Origin of the sequence: Agrobacterium sp. NPDC090273 (genome assembly GCF_044772305.1) — a bacterium.
Taxonomy (GTDB): Bacteria; Pseudomonadota; Alphaproteobacteria; order Rhizobiales; family Rhizobiaceae; genus Agrobacterium.
The window spans coordinates 214,231-238,531 of record NZ_JBIVYN010000006.1; the positions used below are offsets into that span (position 1 = coordinate 214,231).

A 24,301-nucleotide genomic window follows, 5' to 3' on the forward strand; every position below is an offset into this window, starting at 1 on the left:
CTATGGGTTTTACTGGGCCCGTTTCAGGGCATCTCCAAGGATCGAGACGATGTCGTCGAAGTGAGATTTATCCGCAATCAATGGTGGTGAAAGCGCGATGATGTCGCCGGTGACGCGGATAAGGAGGCCTCGCTCGAAGCAGTCCACGAAGACGTCGTAGGCACGGGCGCCTGCAGCGCCGTCTCGCGACTGGAGTTCGATGCCTGCGATAAAGCCTATGGTGCGGATATCGATGACGTTTGGAAGCCCCTTGAAGGAATGGATGGCTTCGTGCCAGGCATCCTGCAATTCCGCAGCGCGTGTGAACAGGCCCTCGTCGCGATAGATATCAAGGGTCGCGATGCCGGCTGCGCAGGCGACAGGATGGCCGGAATAGGTATAGCCATGGAAAAGCTCGATGGCGTTGTCCGGGCCATGCATGAGGGCATCATGGACTTTGCGGCTGGTGAAGACGGCACCCATCGGGATCGCGCCATTGGTCAATCCCTTGGCTGTGGTGACGATATCGGGCGTCACGCCAAAGTAATTGCTGGCAAAAGAGGTACCCATGCGGCCGAAACCGGTGATGACCTCATCGAAGATCAGGAGAATGCCGTGTTTGTCGCAGATGGCCCGCAGTCGCTCCAGATAACCTTTAGGCGGAACGAGAACACCGGTTGAGCCGGCGACCGGCTCGACGATGCAGGCAGCAATGGTTTCCGCGCCGTGCAAGGCGACGAGGCGCTCCAGATCATCTGCCAGATCCGCGCCGTGTTCGGGTTGGCCCTTGACGAAGCTGTTCCTGACCGGATCGTGGGTGTGGCGAAGATGATCTGCCGGTATCTGCGGGAAGACGCGACGGTTGTTGACGAGGCCACCAACGGAAATGCCGCCAAAGCCGACGCCGTGGTAACCACGCTCACGGCCGATCAGGCGTGTGCGCGTGCCTTGTCCGATGGCGCGCTGGTAAGCGATCGCGATCTTCAGAGCAGTATCAACGGATTCCGAACCGGAGCCGGTGTAGAAGACCCGATCAAGTTTGGCGCCGTCGGGGCCAGGAGCAATTTCCGCCAGCCTTTCTGCAAACTCAAACGCTATCGGATGCCCCATCTGGAAGGACGGGGCGTAGTCCATCGTCGAAAGCTGGTGTTTCACGGCATTTGCAATTTGCTGGCGGCCGTGGCCAGCATTGACGCACCAAAGACCTGCTGTTCCGTCGAGAACCTGCCGGCCGTCATTGCTGGTGTAGTACATGCCCTCAGCACTCGTCAGAAGCCGTGGATTGGCCTTGAACTGTCGATTGGCGGTGAATGGCATCCAGTAGCTATCGAGGGAAATGGAATTGGATCGGTTCGGGTTATCCATGCGGGTCTCCTGTTCGCTGGCGACGATTGAAAGCTATTTTTCAGTCTGAACAAGCCCTTTTCTCTCACCTGCCAAGCTATTGAAAAAGCTATGGGCGTGCTAGAGAGTTTGCGATATTTCGAACAATACAAACAGGGATACTGTCATGGAAGTCGATATCGGCGGACGGCTTCGTCATTTGCGGATGCGTCATAACATCTCCCAGCGCGAGTTGGCCCGACGAGCCGGTGTGACCAATTCAACCATTTCTCTGATTGAATCGAACACCTCCAACCCTTCGGTCGGTGCGCTGAAGCGCATCCTTGATGGTATCCCAATCGGCCTTGCCGAGTTTTTCGCCTTCGAGCCGGAAACAAGCCGCAAAGCATTTTACCGGGCAGACGAACTCGTCGAAATTGGTAAAGGGCCAATCTCCTTTCGCCAGGTCGGTGACAATGTCTTTGGGCGCAGCCTGCAAATTCTCAAGGAATGTTACCAGCCCGGTGCCGACACCGGCAAGGTGCCGCTGATCCATGATGGCGAGGAGGGGGGGATCATCCTTTCCGGACGGCTGGAAGTGACGGTCGATGACGAGAGGCGGATATTGGGACCGGGAGACGCTTATTATTTTGAAAGTCGGAGACCGCACCGCTTCCGCTGCGTCGGGCCGGTACCGTGCGAGGTCATCAGTGCCTGCACACCTCCCACATTTTGACTGTCGATTCTCTGCATAACTCGGTTCGATTGCCTGTTTCAGTCTCTCTGGAAAACGCAATTCTCTGAAATGTGCGGAATTCTCTCGAAATTTTGAGTGGCGAAAAACATAGTTTTGCCGTATTTGAGCCGCTTTTCCGACCGCTTTCCAACTTCTCCATCGCTTTTTCTTGGTTGATGAACCTTTTGCCGAGAGATCAGCAAGGTAGATATGTCAAATTTTATATGCATTGCCGCAATCATGTTGCGATGCAAAAAAAATTAAACGACGGTTATATTGGAGATGTTCTGCCGGATTTTGCTTTGGCTCATTAAGTTACAAGAAACATATAAGAAAAACTCGGCAAAAGAGAAAAGCAGTATACATGGTATCTCGCCAGCCATGCTCTGAAGTCATGGCAATGAGCACATTTGTTTCTTTTTTATGCAACCATTAATATTGCCCAAAGGTCGTTCGTAGGGCGTTGCAAGAAATCGCATAGACGGCGATGCGCAAACTGCCTTACAAAAAATTCAAAAGCATCAAATTCCGAACACAGACTTGTTATCTCCTTTGGGAGACAAAGACGCGCCTTAGGGCACCGACCATCGCAAAACATAAATGGAGTTTTCTCTATGAAGTCCGCGACACGATCGGCTGGTTCAGCACTCAGCAACTCCGAAGATTTCGATGTCAGTTTTCCTATCGGGGGGATCGCAAAACGAAGTTTCGACGTAACGTCGGCCTTGCTTGCGCTTCTCATATTCAGCCCGATCTTCCTTTTGATCGCAGCTCTCGTGAAAATGTCCGATCGCGGACCGGTGTTTTATGGACACCGCCGTATCGGCCATAACGGTCGCTATTTCCATTGCCTGAAATTCAGGACGATGGTGATGAATGGCGATGACATGATGCGACAGTACCTCGCGGCCAATCCAGAAGCCGCCGAGGAATGGCGTACAACACGCAAGCTCAAGAACGATCCCCGTGTGACGGTGGTCGGAACGGTGCTACGCAAGCTCAGCCTTGATGAACTGCCGCAGCTCATCAATATCATCCGTGGCGAAATGAGTGTCGTTGGTCCGCGCCCCGTCGTAGACGAGGAACTGACCTATTACGAATCTGCCGCTTCCTACTACCTAAGCACCCGTCCAGGCCTTACCGGCCTGTGGCAGATCAGCGGTCGTAACGACGTCTCCTACAAGACCCGCGTCGCATTCGATACGCAATATGTCCAGAATTGGTCGATGATGCGTGATGTCTCCATCATCGTGAAGACCATTCCTGCCGTCTGCCTTTCTCGCGGAAGCTACTAAATCCGATAGTCTATTGCCGTTGCCGTTCTTTGTTGTGCCACGCATCCTGCTCGAAACCTTTGGGTTTTCAGGATGCGTTTCGGGTCCTGCCGTTGCTGAACGGACCTGAAGGCGAAAATCATGTTGACCGCTCCGGCGGGTTTTAGCGACCGGCTCTGCCCGGTCGCCCTATCGGTTGATCGCCGGCATGGCGATCCGAAAACAGGGAGTTTCCCGATGAACGGCTTTTTCGCCGCTACCAACCGTCCGTTTGCCGCACTCGTGCTCGCAGCTTCAGTCGCACTCACGGCACCGCTCTCCGCAATGGCGGAGGGGCAGGGCCACTACAAGCTCGGGACGGCCGATAAACTTCGGATCCGTGTTGCCGAGTGGCAGCCTGCTGACGGCAGCATCCGCAACTGGGACGTCATCAACGGCGACTACTCCGTGGGCCCTTCCGGCACACTCTCACTGCCATTCATCGGCCAGCTTGAGGTTGGCGGAAAAACGCCTGCAGAAGTTGGCGAGGCGATCGGCGCGCAGTTGCAGAGCAAGTTCGCCCTGCGCAATCTTCCCTCGGCTTCGGTCGAGATTGCCCAGTTTCGTCCGGTCTTCCTTGCCGGAGATGTCCAGACACCGGGTGAATATCCGTATGCACCAAACCTCAGCGTCTTGAAGGCTGTCAGCCTTGCAGGTGGTCTGCGCCGCTCTGATGCAGGACAGCGCTTTGCGCGTGACTTCATTAACGCGCGCGGTGACGCAGCGGTATACGACAACCAGCGTGCACGCCTGCTGGCGCGTCAGGCGCGACTGATTGCCGAGGTCAAAGGCGACGAGTCCATCGCAAAAACCCCAGAGATGGAAAAGATTTCCGACATCGATGCGCTACTGGCAAGCGAAGGCGCGCTGATGAAATCGCGCACCGAACGCTATACGCTGCAGATGAAGGCGTTGACGGATCTGCGCAATCTTCTCGAAAGCGAAGTGGAATCGCTTCAGAAGAAAACCGAGACCCAGAACCGTCAGCTTCAGCTTGCCAATGAGGATCGTGACAGGGTGAACCGTCTGAACGAGCAGGGCCTCGCGTTGTCGCAACGTCGTATTTCGGCAGAGGAACGGGCTGCAGAAGTGGAATCCAACCTTCTCGATATCGACACCGCCGCCTTGCGTGCCAAGCAGGATATCAACAAGGCGACGCAGGACGAGATCAACCTGCGCAACGATTGGGAGGCCCAGCGCTCGAAGGAGCTGCAGGACACCGAAGCTGAGCTGGAAAAGCTGAACCTGCAACTGACGACCAGCCGTGAGCTCATGTCTGAAGCGCTCGCACAGTCCGCAGAGGCGATCAAATTCGACCCCTCGGGCAAGGCCGCCAACATCACATATGTCATCGTTCGTGATGAAGGTGGCAAGCCGAAGGAGCTGAAGGTTGATGAAAATGCGATGCTGCAGCCGGGCGATGTCATCAAGGTCGCATCCGAAATCCTGATGCAGTGAGGCGCGCATGCGGATTGCCAAATCGGCACTGATCGATCCTGAAAAAAACGAAATCTATGGAATGGCGGCAATTGCGCTGTCGTTCTTCGTTTTTGCCTATTCGTCGCGTTTCGGGCAGATCTCGATCCTGGCCTATTATGGCGTCTGGTTTCCGCTGGTGGTGGTGAACTACCGGCAGGTCCTTGGAAACTATGTCCGCTATCTCTGGATATTTGCGTTCGGTATTCTGGCAATGCTGTCGACCTTCTGGTCGGACGCGGCTTCCGTGACGATGCGTGCATCCATTCAGTACCTCACACATATCGTCTGCGCACTGATTGCCATGCGGCTTATCTCGATCCAGACACTGACGCGCGGTGCTTTGATCGGTATTACAGTCGTATTGCTCTATTCTTTGCTGTTCGGCATTCATCTCTTTGATGCATTGGACGGGACGTACAGCTTCGTTGGTGCCTTTTCCTCCAAGAACCAGCTCGGCTTTTATGCATCGCTTGGCGTCATATTCGCTGTCGCGTCTGTTGTCGTTCTCAGGCAGAAGGGCATTTGGCTGCCGGTTGCTGGTGTGACCGGGCTGCTGTCCGCTTACAGTTTGCTTGCATCGCAATCCGCAACGTCGGTCATTACCACGGCTGCTGTCGTTGGTCTGATCATAGGATTTCTGCCACTCGGTATGCTCTCGCCCGCTAACCGCAGAGGCATATTCCTCGCACTTGGTGGTCTCGGTGCATTGCTCGTCGTCGCATCGCTGCAATTTGGTCTTCTCGATGCCATTCTCGGTGTGTTTGGCAAAGATACCACTCTCACGGGACGTACCTATCTTTGGCAGCAAGGGATCGAGGCTGCGCACCGTGCGCCGATCTTCGGTGTGGGTTATCAGGGCTTCTGGGTCGCGGGTTTTGCCGATGCCGAGCGTTTGTGGAATGACTTCTTTATCACCGGTCGCAGCGGTTTTCACTTTCACAACACCTATATCGAGGTGGTTGTCGAGAACGGTCTTGTCGGAATGCTTCTGCTCGGTATCGTGCTTTACGGAACGCTGCTAGGGCACCTTCGCTCGGTTCTGCTGCGAGAGAATGATCCGCAGGGGCTGATCTTTTTTGCGGTCTGTGCGTTGTTCGTCGTGCGCTCCTTCGTGGAGATCGATATCATCTTCCCGTACCAGATCGGATCGTTCCTGCTGTTCTTCGCCGCTGGCAAGCTTAGCCTTCCGGCGAGAAAGACGCAGGCGAGCGCGCGTTTGCCCGCCTTTCGCAACGCTTCCTCTGTCCGTTATTCCGGCCTCGGGGAGGAGAACGGTCAACCAAGGTAGTGGGACAGGGGGAGTTGTTAACGCTGCGTCGTTGCACCCGGACGGATGAACTGCGTATCGTCGTCGAGCTTAGAGATAGTCCGCGGATACATGCGGGCTTGCGTGGATGAAGGTCCACATCTCCTTGCTTATGGCGACGATACCGGCGATCGATTTCTCTAGTTGCTCGATTTCCTTTTCGTCCATCTGCTCCACCTTCCCGTAACGGACCTGGCTGTCGTCCTCGACAAGTCGCATCAATTGGGTACTGGAAATCTCGCCCTTTTCATCAAAGGAGTAGATGCAGTGGTTATATTTGTTGCGGGTTTTCGCTTCTTTTTTCAGGCTCGCGATGATGGAGAGGATGGTTTTCCGGTCCGTTGCTGAAGTGGACGGCAGTTTTGCCAGTCGCTCGATGAGGTCCATGCGTGCACGTGTTGTGTTCAACGTCAGAAAAACCACAATGGCCGCTTCCTTCTCGACCTTGAGAAGGTGGACGATCAGGTAGATCATCAGGCTCTCGGTATTGGTCCAGACATAATTCAGTCTGCCCACCATCAGCAATACATCCGACATTGCCGCCATTCTGCCCTCCCACGCCCGCAGTAAATGCAGATGTATTATACGCGCGGAATGGTGGAAATGACAGTATATCCAAGATGTCTGCAGGGGCATTTAAAAAAACAACGTCCTCCTCGGGCTGGGGCCGAGGAGGACGGAGAGAGGGTTGTCGCGGCACTGCCAGAAGCCTTTACGCGCCCTCCCTGACTTTTATCTTTCCTTGAACGCACGGGACATGCTGTCCGATACCGGTTTGACCAGATACTCGAAGAAGGTGCGTTCGGAAGTCTGGATAAGCACGTCGGCGGGCATGCCGGGCACAGGGTGGAAGTTATGCACCTTGGCAATTTCCTCATCCGGAATTTGCACGCGCACGATGTAAACATCCTTCACCTGCAGGCCCGCGTTTTCCTCGATACTGTCGGCCGATACATAAAAGACCTTGCCATTTAACACGGGTGTCGTACGGCGATTGAGAGCCGATAGGCGCACTGCTGCGGTCTGGCCTTCGTGCAACTGATCAATCGACGTACGCAAAACCTGTGCCTCAAGGATCAATGGCACGTGGGCCGGCAAAATTTCCATGATCGGCTTGCCAGTGGTGATGACGCCGCCCGGTGTATGGTAGTAGGAGCGGATGACCGTACCATTGACGGGAGAGCGAATAACCGTGCGTTCCAGGACCTTCGCTGCCTCACGGACCTGCTCGCGTACGCTGTCAAGATCGGCTTCGGCGGTCTCAAGCGCATCAAGTGCCGCCTGTTTGTTGGCGTTGATGGCAATGATCTCTTCCTGCTTGAACTTGGCTACTTCCGCCTCGCTTTGGTTCATCTCTCCACTCAGTCGGGCGATGTCGCCCATCGCATCGGCGATGGCACGCTCCAGTGCTAGCATATCGGTCTTTCTGATAACGCCATCCTTGGCAAGCCTCTCCTTGGAATCGCGTTCTTGGGTCAAAAGCGCGAGTTGCCGATCAAAGGACTGCTTCTGACCGTCATATCCCGAATAACGGAACTCGAGCGACCTGATGTTTTTGTCGATCAGGTTCAATTGCTCTTCTAGCTTCACCTGCTTGCTATGGAACACCACGTTCTGGCTTTGGATGATGGCATTGATGTCGGGGTCGCTCGCTTCCTTCATGACAATATCGGGGATCTTGAAGGATTTTTCACCCTGCGCCTCAGCGCGCAGGCGGGTAACAATTGTTTCGAGGCGTAGACGGCGCAACTGCAGCATGCGTTCATTGGCGAGTGCAGTGGTTTTGTCGAGGGTCAGGAGTACATCGCCTTCCTTGACAGTTTCACCTTCGTTCACCAGCATTTCCTTGATGATCCCACCCTCGAGGTGCTGGACAATCTTGTTGTTGCCGGTCGCGACAAAACTTCCCTGAGCGATGATCGCCGATGCAAGCGGTGCGGTGCCAGCCCAGTATCCGAAGCCGCCGAACGAGGCGAGAAGCACGGCAAGGCCGATTGAACTGTGCAATCGTATTGACCGTGGTACTTCACTGTACCATTCGATCTGACCTTGTTCTCTTGTCTCAACGATCGTTTTTTTCTTCCTGAACATAGGTGATCCTCAACCCTCGATCTGCTGGGATGGTTTTTCCTGGCGGCCATTGCCAGACAGTGCTTTCAGAACATCCATGCGTTCGCCAAACATGGCGACAGTCCCGTCTTTCAGCACCATGATCTTGTCGACGCATTGCAGAAGAGCAGGGCGCTGTGTGATTGTGACAGTAGTAATTCCCTGTTTTTTGGCGTGGAGCAGTGCTTTTGCCAGCGCCTGCTCGCCATGCGTGTCAAGGTTGGAGTTCGGTTCGTCGAGGACGACGAACTTGGGGTCGCCAAAAAAGGCGCGGGCAAGCGCGATGCGTTGCTTCTGGCCACCGGAAAGCGGTGCACCGTCGGCGGCGACGACCGTTTCATAGCCCTGCGGGAAACCGGCGATCAACTCATGGACGTCTGCAAGGACCGCGGCCTCATAAATCTGCCGGTCTTCAACATCGTCACGCATCCGGCAGATGTTGGCTTTGATTGTACCAGGAAACAGCTGCACATCCTGAGGCAGGTAGCCGATGCTCTCGCCGAACTGGCGTTGATCCCAGTTGCGAAGATCCATGAGATCAAGTCGCACGTTGCCTGAGGTCGGCAGGATGGAACCGACGAGCATCTTGCCGAGCGTCGTCTTGCCTGAGCCGGAATTACCGATGATGGCGAGCGACTCCCCCTTTTTCAAAGAGAACGAAATACCGTTTAGGATGACTTTCTTTTGGGGCGGTGGCACGAACAGGACGCGCTCCACATCAAGCCGTCCCTCAGGATTAGGCAGACGCAGGCGAGGGAAGTTGAGTGGTGAGTTGAGAAGAAGCTGCTTAATGCGACCGTAGGCGGCAGCCGATTTGTTGAACTGGTGCCAGCCCTCGATTGCACCTTCGATTGGTGCAAGTGCACGACCTGATATAATCGAGGCCGCAATCACCATGCCACCCGTCAGTTCGCCGGAAAGAGAAAGGTGTGCGCCCCATCCGAGCAATGAAACCTGTGTAATCATGCGCGCCGCTTTAGATACTCCGGAGAACATGATGTTCCGGTCCTGCGCGGCAACATGTGATTTTAGCGAACCCGCCGTTTCCCGACCCCACATCTTCACAGCTTCCGGGATCATCGCAAGCGCATTGATGATCTGAGAATTGCGCGACATGGAATCCAGGTGGAAATTGGCACGGCTAAGATAACCATTGGCTTCAGCAAATGGACGTGCGGTAAAGCGCTGGTTTAGCCAGGCAATCAAGAAGAGTACCGCACAGCAGACCATGATAATGATGCCAAGATGCGGGTGCACGAGATAGACCACCACAACGAAGAGCGGCATCAAGGGCGCGTCAAGAAAGGCGATCAGGGTTCCAGAGGTAAGGAACGCGCGCAGTTGCTGCAGGTCCTGGAGGGTCTGATAATCCTTCCCGCTACCGTGCAGCGAGGCGCGGGCTGCAGCCGAGAGGATCGGCGCACCGAGCTGGACCTCCAATTCTACAGCGGTGCGCATGAGAATAAAGCGCCGGACTGCGTCCATGAACGCCTGGAGTAGAACTGCGCCGATAACCGCGACGGTCAGCATGATAAGCGTGTCCATCGAACGGCTCGTTAACACGCGATCGGAAATCTGGAAAAGATAAAGCGGAATGGCCAGCAACAGCACGTTGATTGCAACGGTGAACAGCATCACGATCACCATGTTGCGTCTTACCGCCGCGATGCCCTTGGCGAGGCTCAACGCGAAATTGACTGGTTCACTGCGTTTATGAAAACCGCTCCGGTTATCGCCGCCACCGCCGCCGCCTCCACCGCCTCGGTCTTCCGGCTCTTTCCCGTTTCCACCACCGCCGGAAACCGGCCTTCTTTCATTCTCGCGGATCGGGCCGTCATTATTGTCGATTGTTTTTGCGAAGGGAAGTTCGGGAGTTGCTTTCAGATTGGTCCCATCGACCTTTGCCTCCGGTTCCTCAGTTCGAGGTGCAGGAGGAGGTTCGATGATCGGTTCGGGAGATTGCGGGATCTCTCGTGCTTCTGTCTGGGGAGCGGGTGTGATTATTGTTTCAGGGGTTTGTTTGTCGGAATTTCTTTCCGCGCTGGAAAGTTGGCGCAGATTTTCAACCGCATCGTTGATTGCCGAAATGCAGGCCTCTGTCAGCTTGCTGTCGTCGGCATCTGGGTCCAGCGGCCGACCCACGGCAATGGTTTTTCTTGAAAGATGATCCATTTTTTCCCGGTTCCCTGAGCTTTTTTCTTTGAATTTCCGTTTTTTCCCGGAATGCGTCCTTCACCTCTATCGTTTCGATTCAGGCGGTGACCGACTGCATGACGTCGGCGGGGTGAGCATTGGACCAGGAAAGGTCGTGCCCGGCATTGATGACGCCATCGCTCTCATCGGCCGCTGTCGCTGGGTCGTCGTGCAGGAATGCGATGACCTCGTTTGCCAACTGTGTGGTCGGGTGCGGCTGCGACGTATCGTTTTCGATAATGCCACCCTGGATGAGGATCGCGTCCGAATAGACCGTGCCGGCCACGTAGGTGGTGTTGCCGAAGCTGTCGTAATCTATGATCTGTGCGATGTTTACGACGGCGTTGCTACCGGTATCGATGTGAACGGTGGCATCCTGGTTGTTCTGCAGTACAGTGGCGGCCGCCTGTGTGACATCGTCGGAATCTCCGAGAACACTGACCTGCTTGATGAAGCTGACATCATAGAGGTTACCGGTGATGTAGAGAACATTGAGCCCTTCATAGCCTGCGAAATTTGCATCGTGCGCCAGACCTTCCGGCATGTTGGGATCGCGCTCATTGATGGCATTGACGGTCTGGACAATATAATCGGGCATCGTCTCGAAACGACCATCGCTTCCGACATTGTGGATCGATGCGTCATTCCATAGCAGGTTGTTGCCGGATTGAACGGTGGCGCCGTCGGGCGCGTCTTCATTGGCGCGTACCCAGTCATTATCGTAGAGTACGGCGATCTGGCTTATGATGTTCATATCCAGCACATGGCCGCCAACGATGATCAAATCGTACTGCATGCCGATGCCAAGGAAGTTGGCGATGTTGAGCGCAGCGTTGCCACCCGTCAGTAGGCTGACGCTGGAGCCTGACGTCGTAATCGTCATCGTGTCATTGTCGCTGACGAACTGATACTGCTCCGTCCAGTGAACGAAGGACACATCGCCTTCCAGCACGCTGACACGCCACGATGTCGGGAAAATCGGCGGTTCGCCCGTTTCCTGACTGGTGTCGGCTGTGTTTTCTGCGCCTGGATAGACGCTGCGTTCGAAGGTGGCAATGTTGAAAGCCACGGTGGCGGCCTGGTCCTCCGAATGCGTGAATACGGCGGCGATTTCGTCACGGTCGCTATAGATAAAGGCCTGGGTAATGGCGTCGATCTGGTGATAATCGCCCATCACGGCCGTGACCGAAGTCATCACCCCGGTGTTGATGACCGTTGCGATGTTGGCGACGACGTTCGCGCCGGCGGCCACGTCAAGGCTGTTACCTGCCGGATCATCCTGATGTAGCGAAACATCGCTTTTCTCCGGCTCTTCTGGTGGCTTCGCTATGCCGCGATCAGGCATCCAGTCATCGAGAGACGGCTTTTCGTCTACAAGCTCGCCGTTGATATACGTGCCGCTGATGCTGTTACCTGCCAGCACGAAGTCGTGGTCCGCACCGGTGCCAAGCGAAGTGACGTCGTTATCGCGTGCATTGTCGATGTAATCATGCGCCGTTTTGGCGAGCGACTGCAGAGCTTCGTAGGTGTCGGTGCGCTGGAAATTCGCAAAAGGAGTGAACACGGATGCTTCGTTGTAAAACTCGACCGTTCGTTCCGTGACGAATGTCGTGTCGCGGCCAACATTGGGGCCGCCCGTCATGTTCAGGTAGTCGTCATCCTGAAGAATGTTGATCTGCGAGATATGCGCTATGACGGATCCGGGACCGCTATAGACGACAAGTTCCTGTTCCTCATCGAAGGAAAGGCGACCGGGAAAACGGAAATGTGCCGCTGAGATATCAACCGGTATGGCATCAGCGAGCTTTTGCACGTCGTGTTCGACCATGCGGGCGAAGTGGGGGCGCACGTAATCGAGATCATAGTGTCCTGAGCGATACTTGACGCCGGGATCGTAGTCGGCAAGAGTCAGGTCGTAGTCCCGGTCAGGAACTGCGTGGACCTCTGCAATCGGCAGCTTATCCATATCCACCGCTGCAGGGCCCTCGGCGTATTTGGTTCTCAAACGCGCCTCTTCCATCTCCGTGTCAAAAAGACCGATGAAGTGGGCAATCATGTCTGAAATTTTGTCGATTTGCATGGCGGGTCCCTCCCTGACCGCTGCGGTCGGGACCGTGGGCGAGCGCATCTCGCTGTCTCATGGGTGGAGACGCAATTTCGATGGCAGGCACCCGGTCGTCAAAACCGCAAACTGCACCGGCATCCGCCGGTGCAGTTCTTTCGTGACGAGATGGATATCAGGAGTGGTCTTCGCCGACGTCCGAGATATGCGAGTTACCGCCAGTGATGGTGACATCAACTGCGTTGGAAAGCATGTTGGCGCCCTGTACCAGTTCCAGATGGAAGCCGGAATTTGCCAGGATTGCCGAGGCGTCTGCGGTGCTTGTGCCCGAAACGTCGTCGCCTGCCTTGAGGTCCCAACCCTTGCCGTCCATATCCACGCCTTCAGCACCATGAGCTTCAGCAGCGTTCGCGCTGAGGTGGTTTTCGGCGCCGCCATTATCCATCTTGATATCCCAGGCCTTGTCCTGGTCTGCCAGATGATTGGCCTGTACGAGGCTGAAGCCCGTGTCGTTGCCGTCGCCGGTCAACGAGCTGTTCAGGATATTGTCGACATTGAGGGTGAAGGAGAAGTCGTCACCGAGGTTGAAGGTAAGATCGCCACCTGCGACACCGAGATTGCCGACGTCCTTGACATGATCGATGTTGCCGAAGTCGTCATCCGACTTGTAGAAGCTGTCTGCAGAAGACGAGTTGTAGCTACCAGTCGTGGTTTCGGTCTTGGTCGTCGTGTCGTCATCGGAATAGGAGAAAGTTTTGGTGTCCGTTTCCGTGGTCGTCTTGATGTTGGTGTCGTTGTCGCTGTACGACTTCGAGTCATAGCTCCAGTCGTAATCGCTCTTGATATCGGTGCTGGTTTTCACCGTGGTGTCGTTGTCGTTCACCGTCTTGGTGTCGTTATCGTAGCTGTTTTCGCGATTGTCGCCATTGCCGATTGCAACATCGATCTTTGCGTCAACATCAACTTTGGTTTCAGTGCTGTTGTCGCTGTTGTCGCTGTTGTCGCTGTAGTCGTTGTTGCGATTTTCGCCGTTGGCTACGCCGACATTGCTGTCGTCAACCTTGGCATCGTTTGTCGACGTGTTCGCGAAGCCTTCGGACAGCGCGCCAATTTTGGTGATGTCGTCGCCCGCAGGCTGTGGATTGTAACCCATTTCAAGTTCCTCCGAGAAAAAAGTTCGGAGCAGCTTTCGAAATCCCTCTCATCTTAAATGGGATTTTTATCGCGCTTACTCCGTTGTTGCACAATTTTGCAGACATACGCGGTACGGTTTATCTGCGGTTTGGCATTCGCCCCTTGAGGGGTTCTCTGTCGTTGTATGCATGTGCACCACTCACTACTCAGGCGCACAAATCCGTCCCGGGCTTTGCAAAAAAGCCGGGCGGCATTCTTTATTTTTTCAGTGTCATTTATGATGGAAGGGAACCGGCAGTATCAAACACACGTTATTGTCGGAGAGCCTTTTCATCAGTCGCTGTTGGTTGGCGACGGTCAGACTGTGGCGCAGAAAAAGCGTGGTTCCTAGATATCAATTCGGGCTAAACTGAACGAGCCAGCTACTCCCGGCGCGTGTCCATCAAGCGGTTCGAGGGCCCCGGATTTCCTTAAAATCAAAAAATATATGAGGCAATGTCCCAGGAAACGGGGACTTTTGGTTCTTATGGTTTATTTCAGCGGGTTCGTGCCTGATATCCCGTTTCGGAACATATATGTATGTTCACATGCAAAATTGTATCAACCTGTGGTTTTGTTTTCGGAAATTTCAAAACCTTTGATGCGAATTTTCTAATACATTTGTCGGATGATTGCGGGCGTGCTGCACGCTATTATCGCCGTGTAACCAATTTTGTACGCCGTTTGAAAGAAATAACCCGTTTGGGCCATTTATTTACACTGCTTTTCGTATTAGCCTAATTAACAGGTAATTAATGATAGTTGACACGAAATTATAGGGGATGGGGGTCTCCTGGTTTCACCGACTGGCGAGCACGCAGGGTAAACAAAATAAAAAGAAGAAAGTCACGCGTTAAAGCTTAAGGGAGGCGTTAATGTTCATGGGATCGTCAAACTTCGCAGCAGCCAAACAGAGCAATGTCACCACGCCTATAAGTGGAACTGTTCTGGTCATCGCGGACGCGGATCTATTTTCCGAGTGCCTAGCAGAGGCGCTGGGCAAAAAGTTCCCCGCATACGCAGTGGTGAGCGTCGGCTCATCAGCCGAAATTCGCGACAACTATGGTTCTGAAGTCCGCCTGGTTTTGCCCTATCGCATATCAGGTGGCCGTCTTCAGGCCGTTCTCGAAGAGGTGAGGGATAAACACCCTGACGCACCAATAGCGTTGGTGGTTGAAACGATCGACAAATTCGAAGATCACCTCAAGCAACTTGTGAGCACGCGGATTATTGATGGCGTGCTTCCCCTCAATCTCCGGCTCGATGTGTTCATGGCGGCTGTGGACCTTCTCATGAAGGGCGGGGAACACTTTCCCGCAGCTCTCCTCGGCAGGCTGACACCTTATTCCCATGCGGTGCATGGAGGTGGGGTTAAATCAGGTGCGGTGATCGCCAATCGTGCGGACGCACTCGCGGTCAGCAAAAGTGAAATTGCTGCTCTGACAACACGCGAAGTTCAAATTCTCGATCTTTTGTGCAAGGGAACGCAGAACAAGATCATCGCGGATCGGCTTCACTTGTCTGAAAACACGGTCAAGGTTCACGTTCGCAACATATATAAAAAGATGAACGTGCGAAACCGGACGGAGGCCGCTTCAAGGTTCTTCAACAAGGACGACGGGAATAATTCCGGCGGTGGCTGGCGGAACTGAAGCCGTAAGCCTGTGCATCAATGGATGCAAAGGGTGCACACGACGTCAGGGACGCAGGAAGCAACGTGACTTTTGCCCGAAGCCGCTCGGCGAGCATATATATGGTGAGGAGCCGGAGTAGATTGTCCGCGCCGTTTTGGGGGCCGTGCTTTCCTCAGCGACCAAAACAACGTTGGCTTTTCCCGACTTCTGATAACCGTAGGATTTCTTCGCGGGCTCGACCTTGGCATTGATCGTTGACGTTTCTGCCGATGCGGTCTTGAAAACGTTATCTTCAACGAGTGAACACGAAGCTGTTCCAATCGCGGTCGCAAGCAGTGCACAGGCCGCAAATAAGGGATAACGGCGCACCGTCTTTCCGGCATGGGAATAAGACTTTTCATTCATCATGCTTGTCCCCTGAAGTTCAGCATGTTTCAGATCTCTACCGGCTATCGCCTGGCGGCATCTTTTGCGCCGTTTGGCGAACAGTTTAACCCCGACCGGTGGAAGCAAGCTCATGCTATTGCTTAATAAGAAAGGCATAATGGAGGCATAGTTAAAAAGGATTAAATGAAAGACGGAATCGAGGTGTTATTCGAATAATCAATTGTAATATTCTGGAAAAATTTCGTTGACGGTTCGATCAGTCCGCATATCATCAAAGTTGAACTCTACCGAATGCCGAGAAATATTCCCTCACAAGAAGTAAAAATCGAGGGGTTATATTCTGGGATATCACGCAATCTAAGGTTTGAAAAAGAAACGAGATGAATCAGTACGCTGATTCATCATGGGGAGGAGTGTGTGTAATGCGTAATTTCGTTCCCAACAACCACGATAACGGTGCCACCATCTATTCCGATTGGCGTCCTGGACAACGTGTTCTCGTCAATGGTGGCGCCGGTTTTCTGGGTTCCCATCTTTGCGAGCGCCTTTTGAGTTCGGGCCATGAAGTCATCTGTCTCGATGATTTTTCTACCGGTCGGGAGGCAAACGTCGAGCATCTGCAATCAAACAAACGATTCTTGCTCGTCAAGCACGACGTGCGTCAACCCTATGATATCGATGTTTCGCTGATTTTCAATTTTGCTTCACCAGCTTCTCCGCCAGACTATCAGCGCGATCCCGTCGGAACGCTGCTAACCAATGTGCTGGGTGCTGTAAATGTCCTGGAAGTTGCCCGCCGTTGCAGCGCGACGGTCGTACAGTCCTCGACGTCTGAGGTCTATGGCGATCCCTTGGTCAATCCACAGCCGGAGACCTACTTCGGCAATGTAAATACCATCGGACCACGCGCCTGCTATGATGAAGGCAAACGCAGCGCAGAAACACTGTTTTTCGATTATCATCGACACTATGGGGTCGATATCAAGGTCGGACGTATCTTCAACACCTATGGTCCGCGTATGCGTCCAGATGACGGACGCGTCGTTTCGAACTTCATCGTTCAGGCTCTGAGAGGCGAAGACATCACCATTTACGGTGATGGAAGTCAGACACGCTCATTCTGCTACGTCGATGATCTCGTCGATGGCTTCCTGCGTTTTTCCACGAAGTCGAAGGACTGCACGGGTCCGATCAATCTTGGTAATCCCACGGAAATTCCTGTGCGGGAGCTGGCGGATATCGTCATCCGCATGACGAATTCACCGTCGAAGATCGTCCACCTGGCCGCAGCAATCGACGATCCGCAACAGCGTCGTCCAGACATCTCGCGTGCCAATGAGCAACTGAGATGGCAGCCACGCATCCCGCTCGAAGTCGGCCTCGAAAGGACTATTGTCTATTTCGATGCCTTGCTGACCGGCAAGAAGATGGCGGAGGCCGTATGATATGGCCCGCACCATCCTCGTCACGGGCGGGGCCGGATTTATAGGCAGCCACATCTGCAAGGCGTTGGCGCAATCCGGCTTCAAGCCGATCGCTTATGATAATCTTTCGACCGGCCACGCGGACTCTGTTCTCTGGGGACCACTGATCGAGGCAGATATCCTCGACCGAAACATGTTGAAAGCCGTGTTGCAGAAGTTTGACCCGGCTTTCGTTATCCACTGCGCAGCCAATGCCTACGTCGGCGAGTCTGTCGAGAACCCGCGCAAGTATTATTGCAACAATGTCGTGGGCAGTCTGTCACTTTTGGATGCCTGCCTCGAGCAGGATATTCGCGGACTGGTGTTTTCGTCGAGCTGTGCCACTTACGGTGTGCCGCCGCAGCTTCCGATCCGCGAGGAGATGGCGCAAATGCCGGTCAACCCCTACGGGCGCACCAAGCTGATCTTCGAGATGGCTTTGGACGACTATGCCGCTGCATATGGATTGCGGTTCGTTGCCCTTCGTTACTTCAACGCAGCGGGTGCCGATCCGGACGGTGAACTTTGCGAACGCCATGAACCGGAAACACACCTTATTCCCCGCGCACTGATGGCGGCGGCGAGCCTGCTCCCGCAGCTCGATGTTTTCGGGACCGACTATGACACGAGCGACGGCACCTGCATTCGTGACTATATTCATGTCAGCGATCTCGCCGATGCTCATGTCGCAGCCGTCCAGTACCTGATTGATGGCGGAGAGACTTTGCGCGTCAATCTTGGTTCTGGGCACGGAACATCGATCAACGACATCGTCACGGCGATCCATCGCGTCACGGGACAGGAGGTGCCGATCCATTATGGGGCGAGACGCGCAGGTGATCCGCCCGCCTTGTTCGCTGACATCGAGAGGGCAAAGGAAGCGCTGGGTTTCGAACCCAAACGTTCTGACATCGACACCATCATCCGGACTGCCGGTCCGGGCTTCGGTCTGGAGGTGCTGTCATGATAAGGCGCATAGATCCTGCTGACATCCGCCCGCGTTGCGCGGTCGCCAGGGCCCTGACCGTTCCGGTTTTCACCGGATGGAACCGGACTGCTTACTGGCTGGGCATTGGTGGATGGATGGTAACGCTTGCCTATTTCTGGAGTTGGTGGCTCGATAGGGACATGGTGACGGAGTGGCCTTATTATACTGTCGTCACCGTGACGCTGGCATGGATCACACTGCTTCCATCCTATTTCATATTCATCTTCCTCAACGCCCGTGTTGTCGATCCTGAATTGTCTGTACCGAAGGGGCGGATTGCCATGGTCGTTACCAAGGCGCCTTCCGAGCCGTTTCAAGTGGTGCGGAAAACGCTTTTGGCGATGCTCGAGCAGAAGGGCGTCGACTTTGATGTCTGGCTGGCGGATGAAGACCCAAGCACCGAAACCGTGAAATGGTGTGGTGCGCATGGGGTTTTCGTATCGAGCCGAAAAGGCGTTTCAGAATACCATCGCAGGTCCTGGCCGCGCCGCACACGCTGCAAGGAAGGCAATCTCGCTTATTTTTATGATCACTACGGTTACGAACGTTACGACTTTGTCGCGCAGTTCGATGCAGATCATGTGCCGGAACCGACCTATCTGCTTGAGATCATGCGCCCCTTCGCCGATGCGGCGGTCGGGTATGTGTCGGCCCCCAGTATTTGTGATGCCAATGCGACTGAAAGCTGGGCAGCACGCGGCAGGCTTTTTGCCGAAGCAAGCCTGCATGGCGCTCTTCAGGTCGGTTACAACAATGGCTGGGCGCCATTGTGCATCGGCTCTCATTATGCCGTTCGCACCAGAGCATTGAAAGAAGTTGGAGGATTGGGGCCGGAGCTTGCCGAAGATCACTCCACCACGCTTTTGATGAATGCCGGTGGTTGGCGTGGCGTCCATGCTGTCAATGCCATTGCCCATGGAGATGGACCTGCGACTTTCGCGGACCTTATTGTGCAGGAATTTCAGTGGTCGCGCAGTTTGATGACCATCCTCTTGCAGTATTCAAAACAATACGTATCGAAGCTGCCGTGGAAACTGAAATTTCAATTCCTCTTTTCGCAACTTTGGTACCCGTTGTTTTCCGGGTTCATGGCCCTGATGTTCGCCTTGCCGGTTGTTGCTCTCATCAGCGGGCGGGTGTTGGTCAATGTAACATATCCGGCTTTCCTGGCGCATTTTCTGCCCATGTCGATGTTCATGATCCTCTTTGCATTTTTCTGGCGCTCTACGGGTGCATTCCGTCCGCATGATGCAAAGCTGTTTAGCTGGGAGGCAATGGTATTCCTGTTTTTGCGCTGGCCCTGGTCGCTGCTGGGCATACTGGCGGCGATCCGCGATACAATCCGCGGCAGTTTCGTGGATTTCCGGATCACACCGAAAGGTACGGGCGAAAAGCCACCGCTGCCCATTCGGGTGATCGCGCCCTACCTGGTCCTGGCGGCGATCACCCTTGCTGCGATGGTCGCGGCACCTCGTGAAGGTCAGGCGCAGGGCTTCTTCGTCTTTGCCGCTATCAATGTGGCGATCTACGCCGGGCTATCCGTGTTTTTGCTGGTCCGGCACGCCATGGAAAATGGTCTGCCGAGGCAAAGCGCCTTGAAGGGCGAGTTTGTCGCCGCTGCCTGTTCAATGCTGCTGGTGGCTGCCGGTGTTGCGGAACTGCGGCCACACGCGATCGGCGGACTGGAAGCTTTGTCTCACGGCCAATCTTTCGTTTCCTTCACTGAAACCCGCTTCACTGTGGCTGGTGCGGGTGTCGAGGGGGCGAGATCTGTTCGACTGAGATTGCAGATCAATCTGCCGGGGAGGGCGCAACGGCTTGAAACTCAGGCCGAACCGACCCCGCCATCACCAACAATCGCAATTCAGGAAATTATGCTGGCCGACAATAGTGTCGGGCAATAGAAGGAGGAGGCTGTAATGAAAACAACAATAAGCAAGTGCGGATTCTCCGCTTTCGTACTGTGTCTTGCGGTGATCGCGCCAAACGCTGTCCACGCCGCAGGCGGCACGAAGACGCCGAAACCGCTGCGGACCAGCGAAGTCGTTGGCATGTACTTCGACAAGACCTGGAAATGGGACAGCGGTGGTGGCCGCTTCATTGCCGATGGCCGAAAGTTCATCGCCGCAACGCAAGAAAAAGGCCAGAAATCTATCGGCCAGGGCAGATGGACCGTTGATTCAAAAGGTACGCTCTGCATGCGCGCCACCTGGAAAAGCGGTGCTGGCAAGGGCAAGGCCGATACATGTTTCGACCATGGTCGCATCGGCAAGGTGATCTATCAACGCAAACAGGGGGGCCCGTGGTATGTGTTCCGTCACGACCCTCCGCGCCCCACTGACGAATATTCGAAACTCGTTCGAAGGGACGACGTTACCGCGCAGGTTGCCGCCTATGGTCAGGCGATGACCGCGACGAAGTAGGGAGAAGTGTCATGCAAATAACAAGAAGAAAACTTCTGTTCGCAGGTGGCGCTGCTGCAGCATTTACAGCCGGCATGTATCCCGTACTCAAGCTGGATGCTCAGGGCGTTGCGCCAATGGCGGCAACAGGCATGAACACGATTGCCGACAAACGGCCGGTTCTACGCCCCGACCAGATACGCTTCGGGGCCTATGATCCGCACGGTGACTTCACCAACCAGACCGGTGTCGTGACCGAGGCACTGTTCCTGCCATGGGAAGACGTAGACCTCGACAGCCTGAAACTGGCGGATGCCTATGCTATGGAGCGAAAGCGCAACGTGCTTATCACGGTTGAACCATGGTCCTGGGACGTTAACTGGCGACTGAGTTCCGACGAGTTGCGGCGCAAGGTGCTCAGGGGCGACTACGATCAGAACATGCAGGCGATCGCGGCGCGCATGGCCGAAATGAAGAGCCCGCTTGTTCTTCGCTGGGGGCAGGAAATGGAGGATACGTCCGGACGGTTCTCCTGGTCAGGCTGGAATCCGCAGGACTACATCACCGCCTACCGACGTATGGTCGACATCACCCGCAAGGCGGTGCCGGGCGTCAGGGCCATGTGGTCCCCGAAAGGAATGGATGGCTTGCGAGCCTATTACCCCGGAGACAACTACACCGATCTGGTTGGCCTGTCTGTGTTTGGTCTCGAGGGTTACGACAAGATCGAGTATGGCGGACCACAGACGTTTGCCGATCTTCTTCGCAAGGGCTACGGGCTCGTAGAAACCTTCAATAAGCCGATCTGGGTCGCCGAGTTGGGCTATGAAGGCAGCGATCCCTACGTTCGCCCGTGGATGAATGATGTGACGTTGAAGCAGGCCGATTTTCCGAAACTTGAGCAGGTCGTCTACTTCAATGACAAGGACGTGCATCCGTGGCCGCACAATCTCGGCAGGCCGGAATGGCGTGTCGTTCGTCCACCTCGCGTCAACTGATCATGGCAGTTTCGGCGCCCCTTAGAGCAAAAAACCGTGCATCCTCAGGCATGCACGGTGCTCTATGTCTTTAACGCTACCCATCGTGATTTCCAACAATCTCGTCCGGTTTCCCGGCTGATCGGTAGTGATTTAGGGTCAAGTCCCCAATATTGATTGGCCCCGGGGGCGCCGCTTTTTATTAAACGCTGGCTGCGAGGACGTCTTCGGCCTCGTAGATGGCGCATGCGATATGATAGAAGGTGCTTGCCGGTGCCGGCTCGTCGATCATCGGCTTGTCGGCCGGCCACTTGTCGAACCAAAGCCCCTTGACCGGAGTGTCAAGGAAGGGCTGCAACGCGCCGATGGCCCGAATGCCGGAGGCAAGGTAACGCTGGCGTTCTTCGCCCGTGGTGATGCTTGCAAGCCGTACGGCAGCCTTTAGCCACTCGGTTTGCGGCCAAAGTCTTGCCAACCCGTCATGGACGGAAAAGTCGTCGTAGAGGCTCATGATCGCCACCTTGCGACGTGCACAGATGCCATGGTCTTCGCCGATGTCGAACATCCGCTTGGCCTTGGCGATCGCCTCGCCATTGTCGCGCAGGCTACCCCAGCGCACCAGAAGCCATGCCCACTCGAACTGGTGGCCCGGTTCCATGATGCGGCCCTTGTCACCTGGGTATGGTTTCCAGTCGTGATCGAAGAATTCACGAAGCCCGCCATTGTCCGCATCGATGAAACGCTGCATGGCAAGATTGCCGATCTCGTCGGCCAGTTGCGACCAAGGGCCAGCCGGGTCTTCGGCTTCCCAGGCAAGCATGGCCTCGAAGAGATGCATGTGGGGATTGGAGCACAACGGCGAGCGTGGCGGATTGGCTTCCTCAAAACCGGCGACGGGATGTTTGTAGTCGCGCTTCAGGATCGTCAGAATTTCAAGCGCACGAGCGCGCATCTCATCGCGTCGATCGGGAATTGCCGCCGATGCCTGTGCGGCGGCAAACAGCGCAAACGCCTGATTATAGAGATCGAAGCTTGGATCGATGAGTTTACCGGTCTGGTCGGCAAGGTTGCCATAGAGGCCATTATCGAGGCGATAGACCGCGTGAAACCAGGAAAGACCATGGCTGAGCGCCTGTTGCCATGGGCCACTCCAGCCTTTTTGTCCGGCAGCCGCGAAACAATAGGCCTGACGCGGCTGAACGCGTGCACGCCTGTTGTCTGCAAATATCGGTTTCGCATCCTGACCGATACGCTCGTAAAAACCGCCATCCGGTTTGGCTGCGCCGACCTCCCACCATAAAGGCAGTGCATCGTCATCAAGCCATTTCCGCAACGCCTTGACCTCTGTGGCCAGCTCTTGCGCAAGACTGGGAAACTGGACTGTCATGGGTTCAACTCTCTGTTTTAAAAGTTAAATAAATAAATCGGTCAATTAAAAATGGTTTAACTGTCGACAAGTAGACCATGGGGAATATTGCGCCGCAACCTGAAAATTTACCGATCGTTAATGGAGCCAACCGTCAGTCCTGCGGTTTGGTTCCATTCTCCTCAATGAGGATCAATCTAGACGATTCGAGTTTGGCGCATGGGATGTCCGAAATTGCAACTATAAATTTGATATTGCTAATTCTTTCCCCTCACGTATTTCGTAGAAATGGTCTGGTCAAGTTTGATTCGGTCTCCTTTTAACCTGGGCGACTTGGGGGGAATGAAGGGGAATAAGGCAGTGAGATTTTCTGCCTCGGCTCTAGTATTGTTCTCCATTGCTGCTCTTTCGGGCTGCAATACCCCTGCGGGCGTTCGGTCGTTCGGAGGCGCGCAGATGTTTTCGCCATCCGAGGCTCTTGTTTTCCCGCCGCCTGGAGGGCCTGAGATCGTAACCGTGATCGGTCGCACTTATTCCAATGCGGCCGAGCAGAAGATCATCCTTCGGTCGAGCGCCACGACCCCGGGCCAGAACTACATCAAGGCGGAATTTTTCGGGCCGCAGAAATCCGAGGATACGGGTGGCGACGCGCTCCGGTTCACCGGCTTTAGGACGTCGTCATTGTCGCGCGAGATCCGCTCGGAATTCCCCGGGCTGAACATTGCCATGACTGCCTCTTATCTGCAAAACAGCTATGGTGCCTTTTCCTATGCGGCAGGAAGCGGTCGTGGCACCGATGTCTGCCTCTATGGCTGGCAAGACATACGTTCGCCGGAAAACATGCGGCAGGATTTCCGAAATCTCGGTCGCATAAAGGTCAGGTTGCGTCTTTGTGAGCCGAATGCAAGCGTCGAGCATCTGTTGAGCGTGATGTATAATTACACGATCACGGGCGCTTATGCATCGCCAGGCTGGAACCCGTATGGAACGCCTCAGCGTGTCAATGAAGGGCTGGGACGTCCGGGAAATCCAGTCTACCCATTGAAAACCAATGATGTCCCGATGCGCCCGGGCGGGGAAGTAACCGCGACGGTGCCACCCGTGCGTCGTACGGTTGCCGTTAGCGCACCACCGAGAGCCGAAGTGCAACAACCACTGCCGCCGGTGTCTCAGGTCAGTATACCGGCTCCAATAATAGCGGGTCCGCAGGGACAGCCGTCAGGCATGGTGCCCGAACGGACCAGGCCAAGCGCAAGCCAACAGCCTTCACAGCAGATGTTCATTCCTTCCCCGTCCTGCCCAGCCGGTTCGGGAGGTTCGGGATGTGGACAGCCTTGACTATTTTGATTGAGAACGCGCAGGCAAACATCAAAACAAAACCGGGCAAAGATGCCGGTTATGGAAACCGACG

General features: G+C 54.9%; 19 protein-coding genes. 11 read left to right on the forward strand and 8 right to left on the reverse strand.

Annotation, left to right across the window (positions count from 1 at the left end):
* Window positions 1-9: 9 nt before the first annotated feature.
* On the reverse strand, window positions 10-1,344 hold the full coding sequence (locus tag ACIQT8_RS17490) for an aspartate aminotransferase family protein (protein ID WP_400967638.1): 1,335 nt from the start codon (window positions 1,342-1,344) through the stop codon (window positions 10-12).
* A gap of 145 nt (window positions 1,345-1,489) precedes the next feature.
* Between ACIQT8_RS17490 and ACIQT8_RS17495 the strand changes: the two genes are divergently transcribed.
* From ACIQT8_RS17495 to ACIQT8_RS17510, 4 genes are all read left to right on the forward strand, one after another.
* Entirely contained in the window at window positions 1,490-2,038 is a 549-nt protein-coding gene (locus tag ACIQT8_RS17495; protein WP_400967641.1) for a cupin domain-containing protein, read from the forward strand.
* A gap of 614 nt (window positions 2,039-2,652) precedes the next feature.
* Window positions 2,653-3,333, forward strand: a complete 681-nt coding sequence (locus ACIQT8_RS17500; RefSeq protein WP_262528328.1) for a sugar transferase — start codon at window positions 2,653-2,655, stop codon at window positions 3,331-3,333.
* Window positions 3,334-3,549: 216 nt separating this feature from the next.
* Window positions 3,550-4,809 (forward strand): polysaccharide biosynthesis/export family protein, encoded by a 1,260-nt coding sequence (locus tag ACIQT8_RS17505; protein ID WP_262528550.1) that lies wholly within the window; start codon window positions 3,550-3,552, stop codon window positions 4,807-4,809.
* Window positions 4,810-4,816: 7 nt separating this feature from the next.
* Window positions 4,817-6,118: an O-antigen ligase family protein gene (locus ACIQT8_RS17510; protein ID WP_400967645.1), complete on the forward strand. Its 1,302-nt coding sequence runs from the start codon at window positions 4,817-4,819 to the stop codon at window positions 6,116-6,118.
* Between the two features lie 69 nt (window positions 6,119-6,187).
* On the opposite strand, the gene ACIQT8_RS17515 is transcribed toward ACIQT8_RS17510, so the two are convergent.
* From ACIQT8_RS17515 to ACIQT8_RS17535, 5 genes are all read right to left on the reverse strand, one after another.
* Window positions 6,188-6,682, reverse strand: a complete 495-nt coding sequence (locus ACIQT8_RS17515) for a hypothetical protein (protein ID WP_262528330.1) — start codon at window positions 6,680-6,682, stop codon at window positions 6,188-6,190.
* Window positions 6,683-6,868: 186 nt separating this feature from the next.
* Complete coding sequence (locus ACIQT8_RS17520) at window positions 6,869-8,227, reverse strand: HlyD family type I secretion periplasmic adaptor subunit (RefSeq protein WP_400967649.1); 1,359 nt, start codon at window positions 8,225-8,227, stop codon at window positions 6,869-6,871.
* 9 nt (window positions 8,228-8,236) lie between these two features.
* Window positions 8,237-10,417 (reverse strand): type I secretion system permease/ATPase, encoded by a 2,181-nt coding sequence (locus ACIQT8_RS17525; RefSeq protein ID WP_400967652.1) that lies wholly within the window; start codon window positions 10,415-10,417, stop codon window positions 8,237-8,239.
* Between the two features lie 79 nt (window positions 10,418-10,496).
* Complete coding sequence (locus ACIQT8_RS17530) at window positions 10,497-12,518, reverse strand: hypothetical protein (RefSeq protein WP_400967655.1); 2,022 nt, start codon at window positions 12,516-12,518, stop codon at window positions 10,497-10,499.
* 157 nt (window positions 12,519-12,675) lie between these two features.
* Window positions 12,676-13,653 (reverse strand): fibrinogen-binding protein, encoded by a 978-nt coding sequence (locus ACIQT8_RS17535; protein ID WP_400967658.1) that lies wholly within the window; start codon window positions 13,651-13,653, stop codon window positions 12,676-12,678.
* Between the two features lie 895 nt (window positions 13,654-14,548).
* Between ACIQT8_RS17535 and ACIQT8_RS17540 the strand changes: the two genes are divergently transcribed.
* On the forward strand, window positions 14,549-15,325 hold the full coding sequence (locus ACIQT8_RS17540; RefSeq protein ID WP_400967660.1) for a LuxR C-terminal-related transcriptional regulator: 777 nt from the start codon (window positions 14,549-14,551) through the stop codon (window positions 15,323-15,325).
* A gap of 45 nt (window positions 15,326-15,370) precedes the next feature.
* On the opposite strand, the gene ACIQT8_RS17545 is transcribed toward ACIQT8_RS17540, so the two are convergent.
* Complete coding sequence (locus tag ACIQT8_RS17545) at window positions 15,371-15,715, reverse strand: hypothetical protein (RefSeq protein WP_400967663.1); 345 nt, start codon at window positions 15,713-15,715, stop codon at window positions 15,371-15,373.
* Window positions 15,716-16,116: 401 nt separating this feature from the next.
* Between ACIQT8_RS17545 and ACIQT8_RS17550 the strand changes: the two genes are divergently transcribed.
* Genes ACIQT8_RS17550 through ACIQT8_RS17570 form a run of 5 tightly spaced genes read left to right on the forward strand, consistent with a single transcriptional unit; the run spans window position 16,117 to window position 21,545 of the window.
* Window positions 16,117-17,139 carry a UDP-glucuronic acid decarboxylase family protein gene (locus ACIQT8_RS17550; protein WP_400967666.1) on the forward strand — a complete coding sequence of 341 codons (1,023 nt, stop codon included), beginning with the start codon at window positions 16,117-16,119 and terminating at the stop codon, window positions 17,137-17,139.
* A gap of 1 nt (window position 17,140) precedes the next feature.
* Window positions 17,141-18,124, forward strand: a complete 984-nt coding sequence (gene galE, locus ACIQT8_RS17555) for a UDP-glucose 4-epimerase GalE (RefSeq protein ID WP_400967669.1) — start codon at window positions 17,141-17,143, stop codon at window positions 18,122-18,124.
* Window positions 18,121-20,049, forward strand: a complete 1,929-nt coding sequence (locus ACIQT8_RS17560) for a glycosyltransferase family 2 protein (RefSeq protein ID WP_400967672.1) — start codon at window positions 18,121-18,123, stop codon at window positions 20,047-20,049. Before galE ends, ACIQT8_RS17560 begins: the two co-directional genes overlap by 4 nt.
* Before the next feature lie 15 nt (window positions 20,050-20,064).
* Window positions 20,065-20,568: a DUF995 domain-containing protein gene (locus ACIQT8_RS17565; RefSeq protein WP_262528338.1), complete on the forward strand. Its 504-nt coding sequence runs from the start codon at window positions 20,065-20,067 to the stop codon at window positions 20,566-20,568.
* An 11-nt stretch (window positions 20,569-20,579) separates the two neighbouring features.
* A complete protein-coding gene (locus tag ACIQT8_RS17570; RefSeq protein WP_400967675.1) occupies window positions 20,580-21,545 on the forward strand; it encodes a glycoside hydrolase family 26 protein in 966 nt (321 codons plus the stop codon).
* A gap of 181 nt (window positions 21,546-21,726) precedes the next feature.
* Here the strand turns inward: ACIQT8_RS17570 and ACIQT8_RS17575 are convergent, their stop codons facing one another.
* Window positions 21,727-22,911 carry an AGE family epimerase/isomerase gene (locus tag ACIQT8_RS17575; protein ID WP_400967678.1) on the reverse strand — a complete coding sequence of 395 codons (1,185 nt, stop codon included), beginning with the start codon at window positions 22,909-22,911 and terminating at the stop codon, window positions 21,727-21,729.
* A 435-nt stretch (window positions 22,912-23,346) separates the two neighbouring features.
* Between ACIQT8_RS17575 and bcsN the strand changes: the two genes are divergently transcribed.
* Complete coding sequence (gene bcsN, locus ACIQT8_RS17580) at window positions 23,347-24,228, forward strand: cellulose biosynthesis protein BcsN (RefSeq protein WP_400967682.1); 882 nt, start codon at window positions 23,347-23,349, stop codon at window positions 24,226-24,228.
* The last annotated feature ends 73 nt before the right edge of the window (window positions 24,229-24,301 follow it).

Coding starts and splice junctions, on each gene's coding strand:
- ACIQT8_RS17550 (WP_400967666.1), top strand. CDS start 16,117: ATGCGTAATTTCGTTCCCAACAACCACGATAACGGTGCCACCATCTAT.
- ACIQT8_RS17515 (WP_262528330.1), bottom strand. CDS start 6,682: ATGGCGGCAATGTCGGATGTATTGCTGATGGTGGGCAGACTGAATTAT.
- ACIQT8_RS17535 (WP_400967658.1), bottom strand. CDS start 13,653: ATGGGTTACAATCCACAGCCTGCGGGCGACGACATCACCAAAATTGGC.
- ACIQT8_RS17520 (WP_400967649.1), bottom strand. CDS start 8,227: ATGTTCAGGAAGAAAAAAACGATCGTTGAGACAAGAGAACAAGGTCAG.
- ACIQT8_RS17565 (WP_262528338.1), top strand. CDS start 20,065: ATGAAAACAACAATAAGCAAGTGCGGATTCTCCGCTTTCGTACTGTGT.
- ACIQT8_RS17570 (WP_400967675.1), top strand. CDS start 20,580: ATGCAAATAACAAGAAGAAAACTTCTGTTCGCAGGTGGCGCTGCTGCA.
- ACIQT8_RS17540 (WP_400967660.1), top strand. CDS start 14,549: ATGTTCATGGGATCGTCAAACTTCGCAGCAGCCAAACAGAGCAATGTC.
- galE (WP_400967669.1), top strand. CDS start 17,141: ATGGCCCGCACCATCCTCGTCACGGGCGGGGCCGGATTTATAGGCAGC.
- ACIQT8_RS17560 (WP_400967672.1), top strand. CDS start 18,121: ATGATAAGGCGCATAGATCCTGCTGACATCCGCCCGCGTTGCGCGGTC.
- ACIQT8_RS17505 (WP_262528550.1), top strand. CDS start 3,550: ATGAACGGCTTTTTCGCCGCTACCAACCGTCCGTTTGCCGCACTCGTG.
- ACIQT8_RS17530 (WP_400967655.1), bottom strand. CDS start 12,518: ATGCAAATCGACAAAATTTCAGACATGATTGCCCACTTCATCGGTCTT.
- ACIQT8_RS17575 (WP_400967678.1), bottom strand. CDS start 22,911: ATGACAGTCCAGTTTCCCAGTCTTGCGCAAGAGCTGGCCACAGAGGTC.
- ACIQT8_RS17545 (WP_400967663.1), bottom strand. CDS start 15,715: ATGATGAATGAAAAGTCTTATTCCCATGCCGGAAAGACGGTGCGCCGT.
- ACIQT8_RS17500 (WP_262528328.1), top strand. CDS start 2,653: ATGAAGTCCGCGACACGATCGGCTGGTTCAGCACTCAGCAACTCCGAA.
- bcsN (WP_400967682.1), top strand. CDS start 23,347: ATGTTTTCGCCATCCGAGGCTCTTGTTTTCCCGCCGCCTGGAGGGCCT.
- ACIQT8_RS17495 (WP_400967641.1), top strand. CDS start 1,490: ATGGAAGTCGATATCGGCGGACGGCTTCGTCATTTGCGGATGCGTCAT.
- ACIQT8_RS17490 (WP_400967638.1), bottom strand. CDS start 1,344: ATGGATAACCCGAACCGATCCAATTCCATTTCCCTCGATAGCTACTGG.
- ACIQT8_RS17525 (WP_400967652.1), bottom strand. CDS start 10,417: ATGGATCATCTTTCAAGAAAAACCATTGCCGTGGGTCGGCCGCTGGAC.
- ACIQT8_RS17510 (WP_400967645.1), top strand. CDS start 4,817: ATGCGGATTGCCAAATCGGCACTGATCGATCCTGAAAAAAACGAAATC.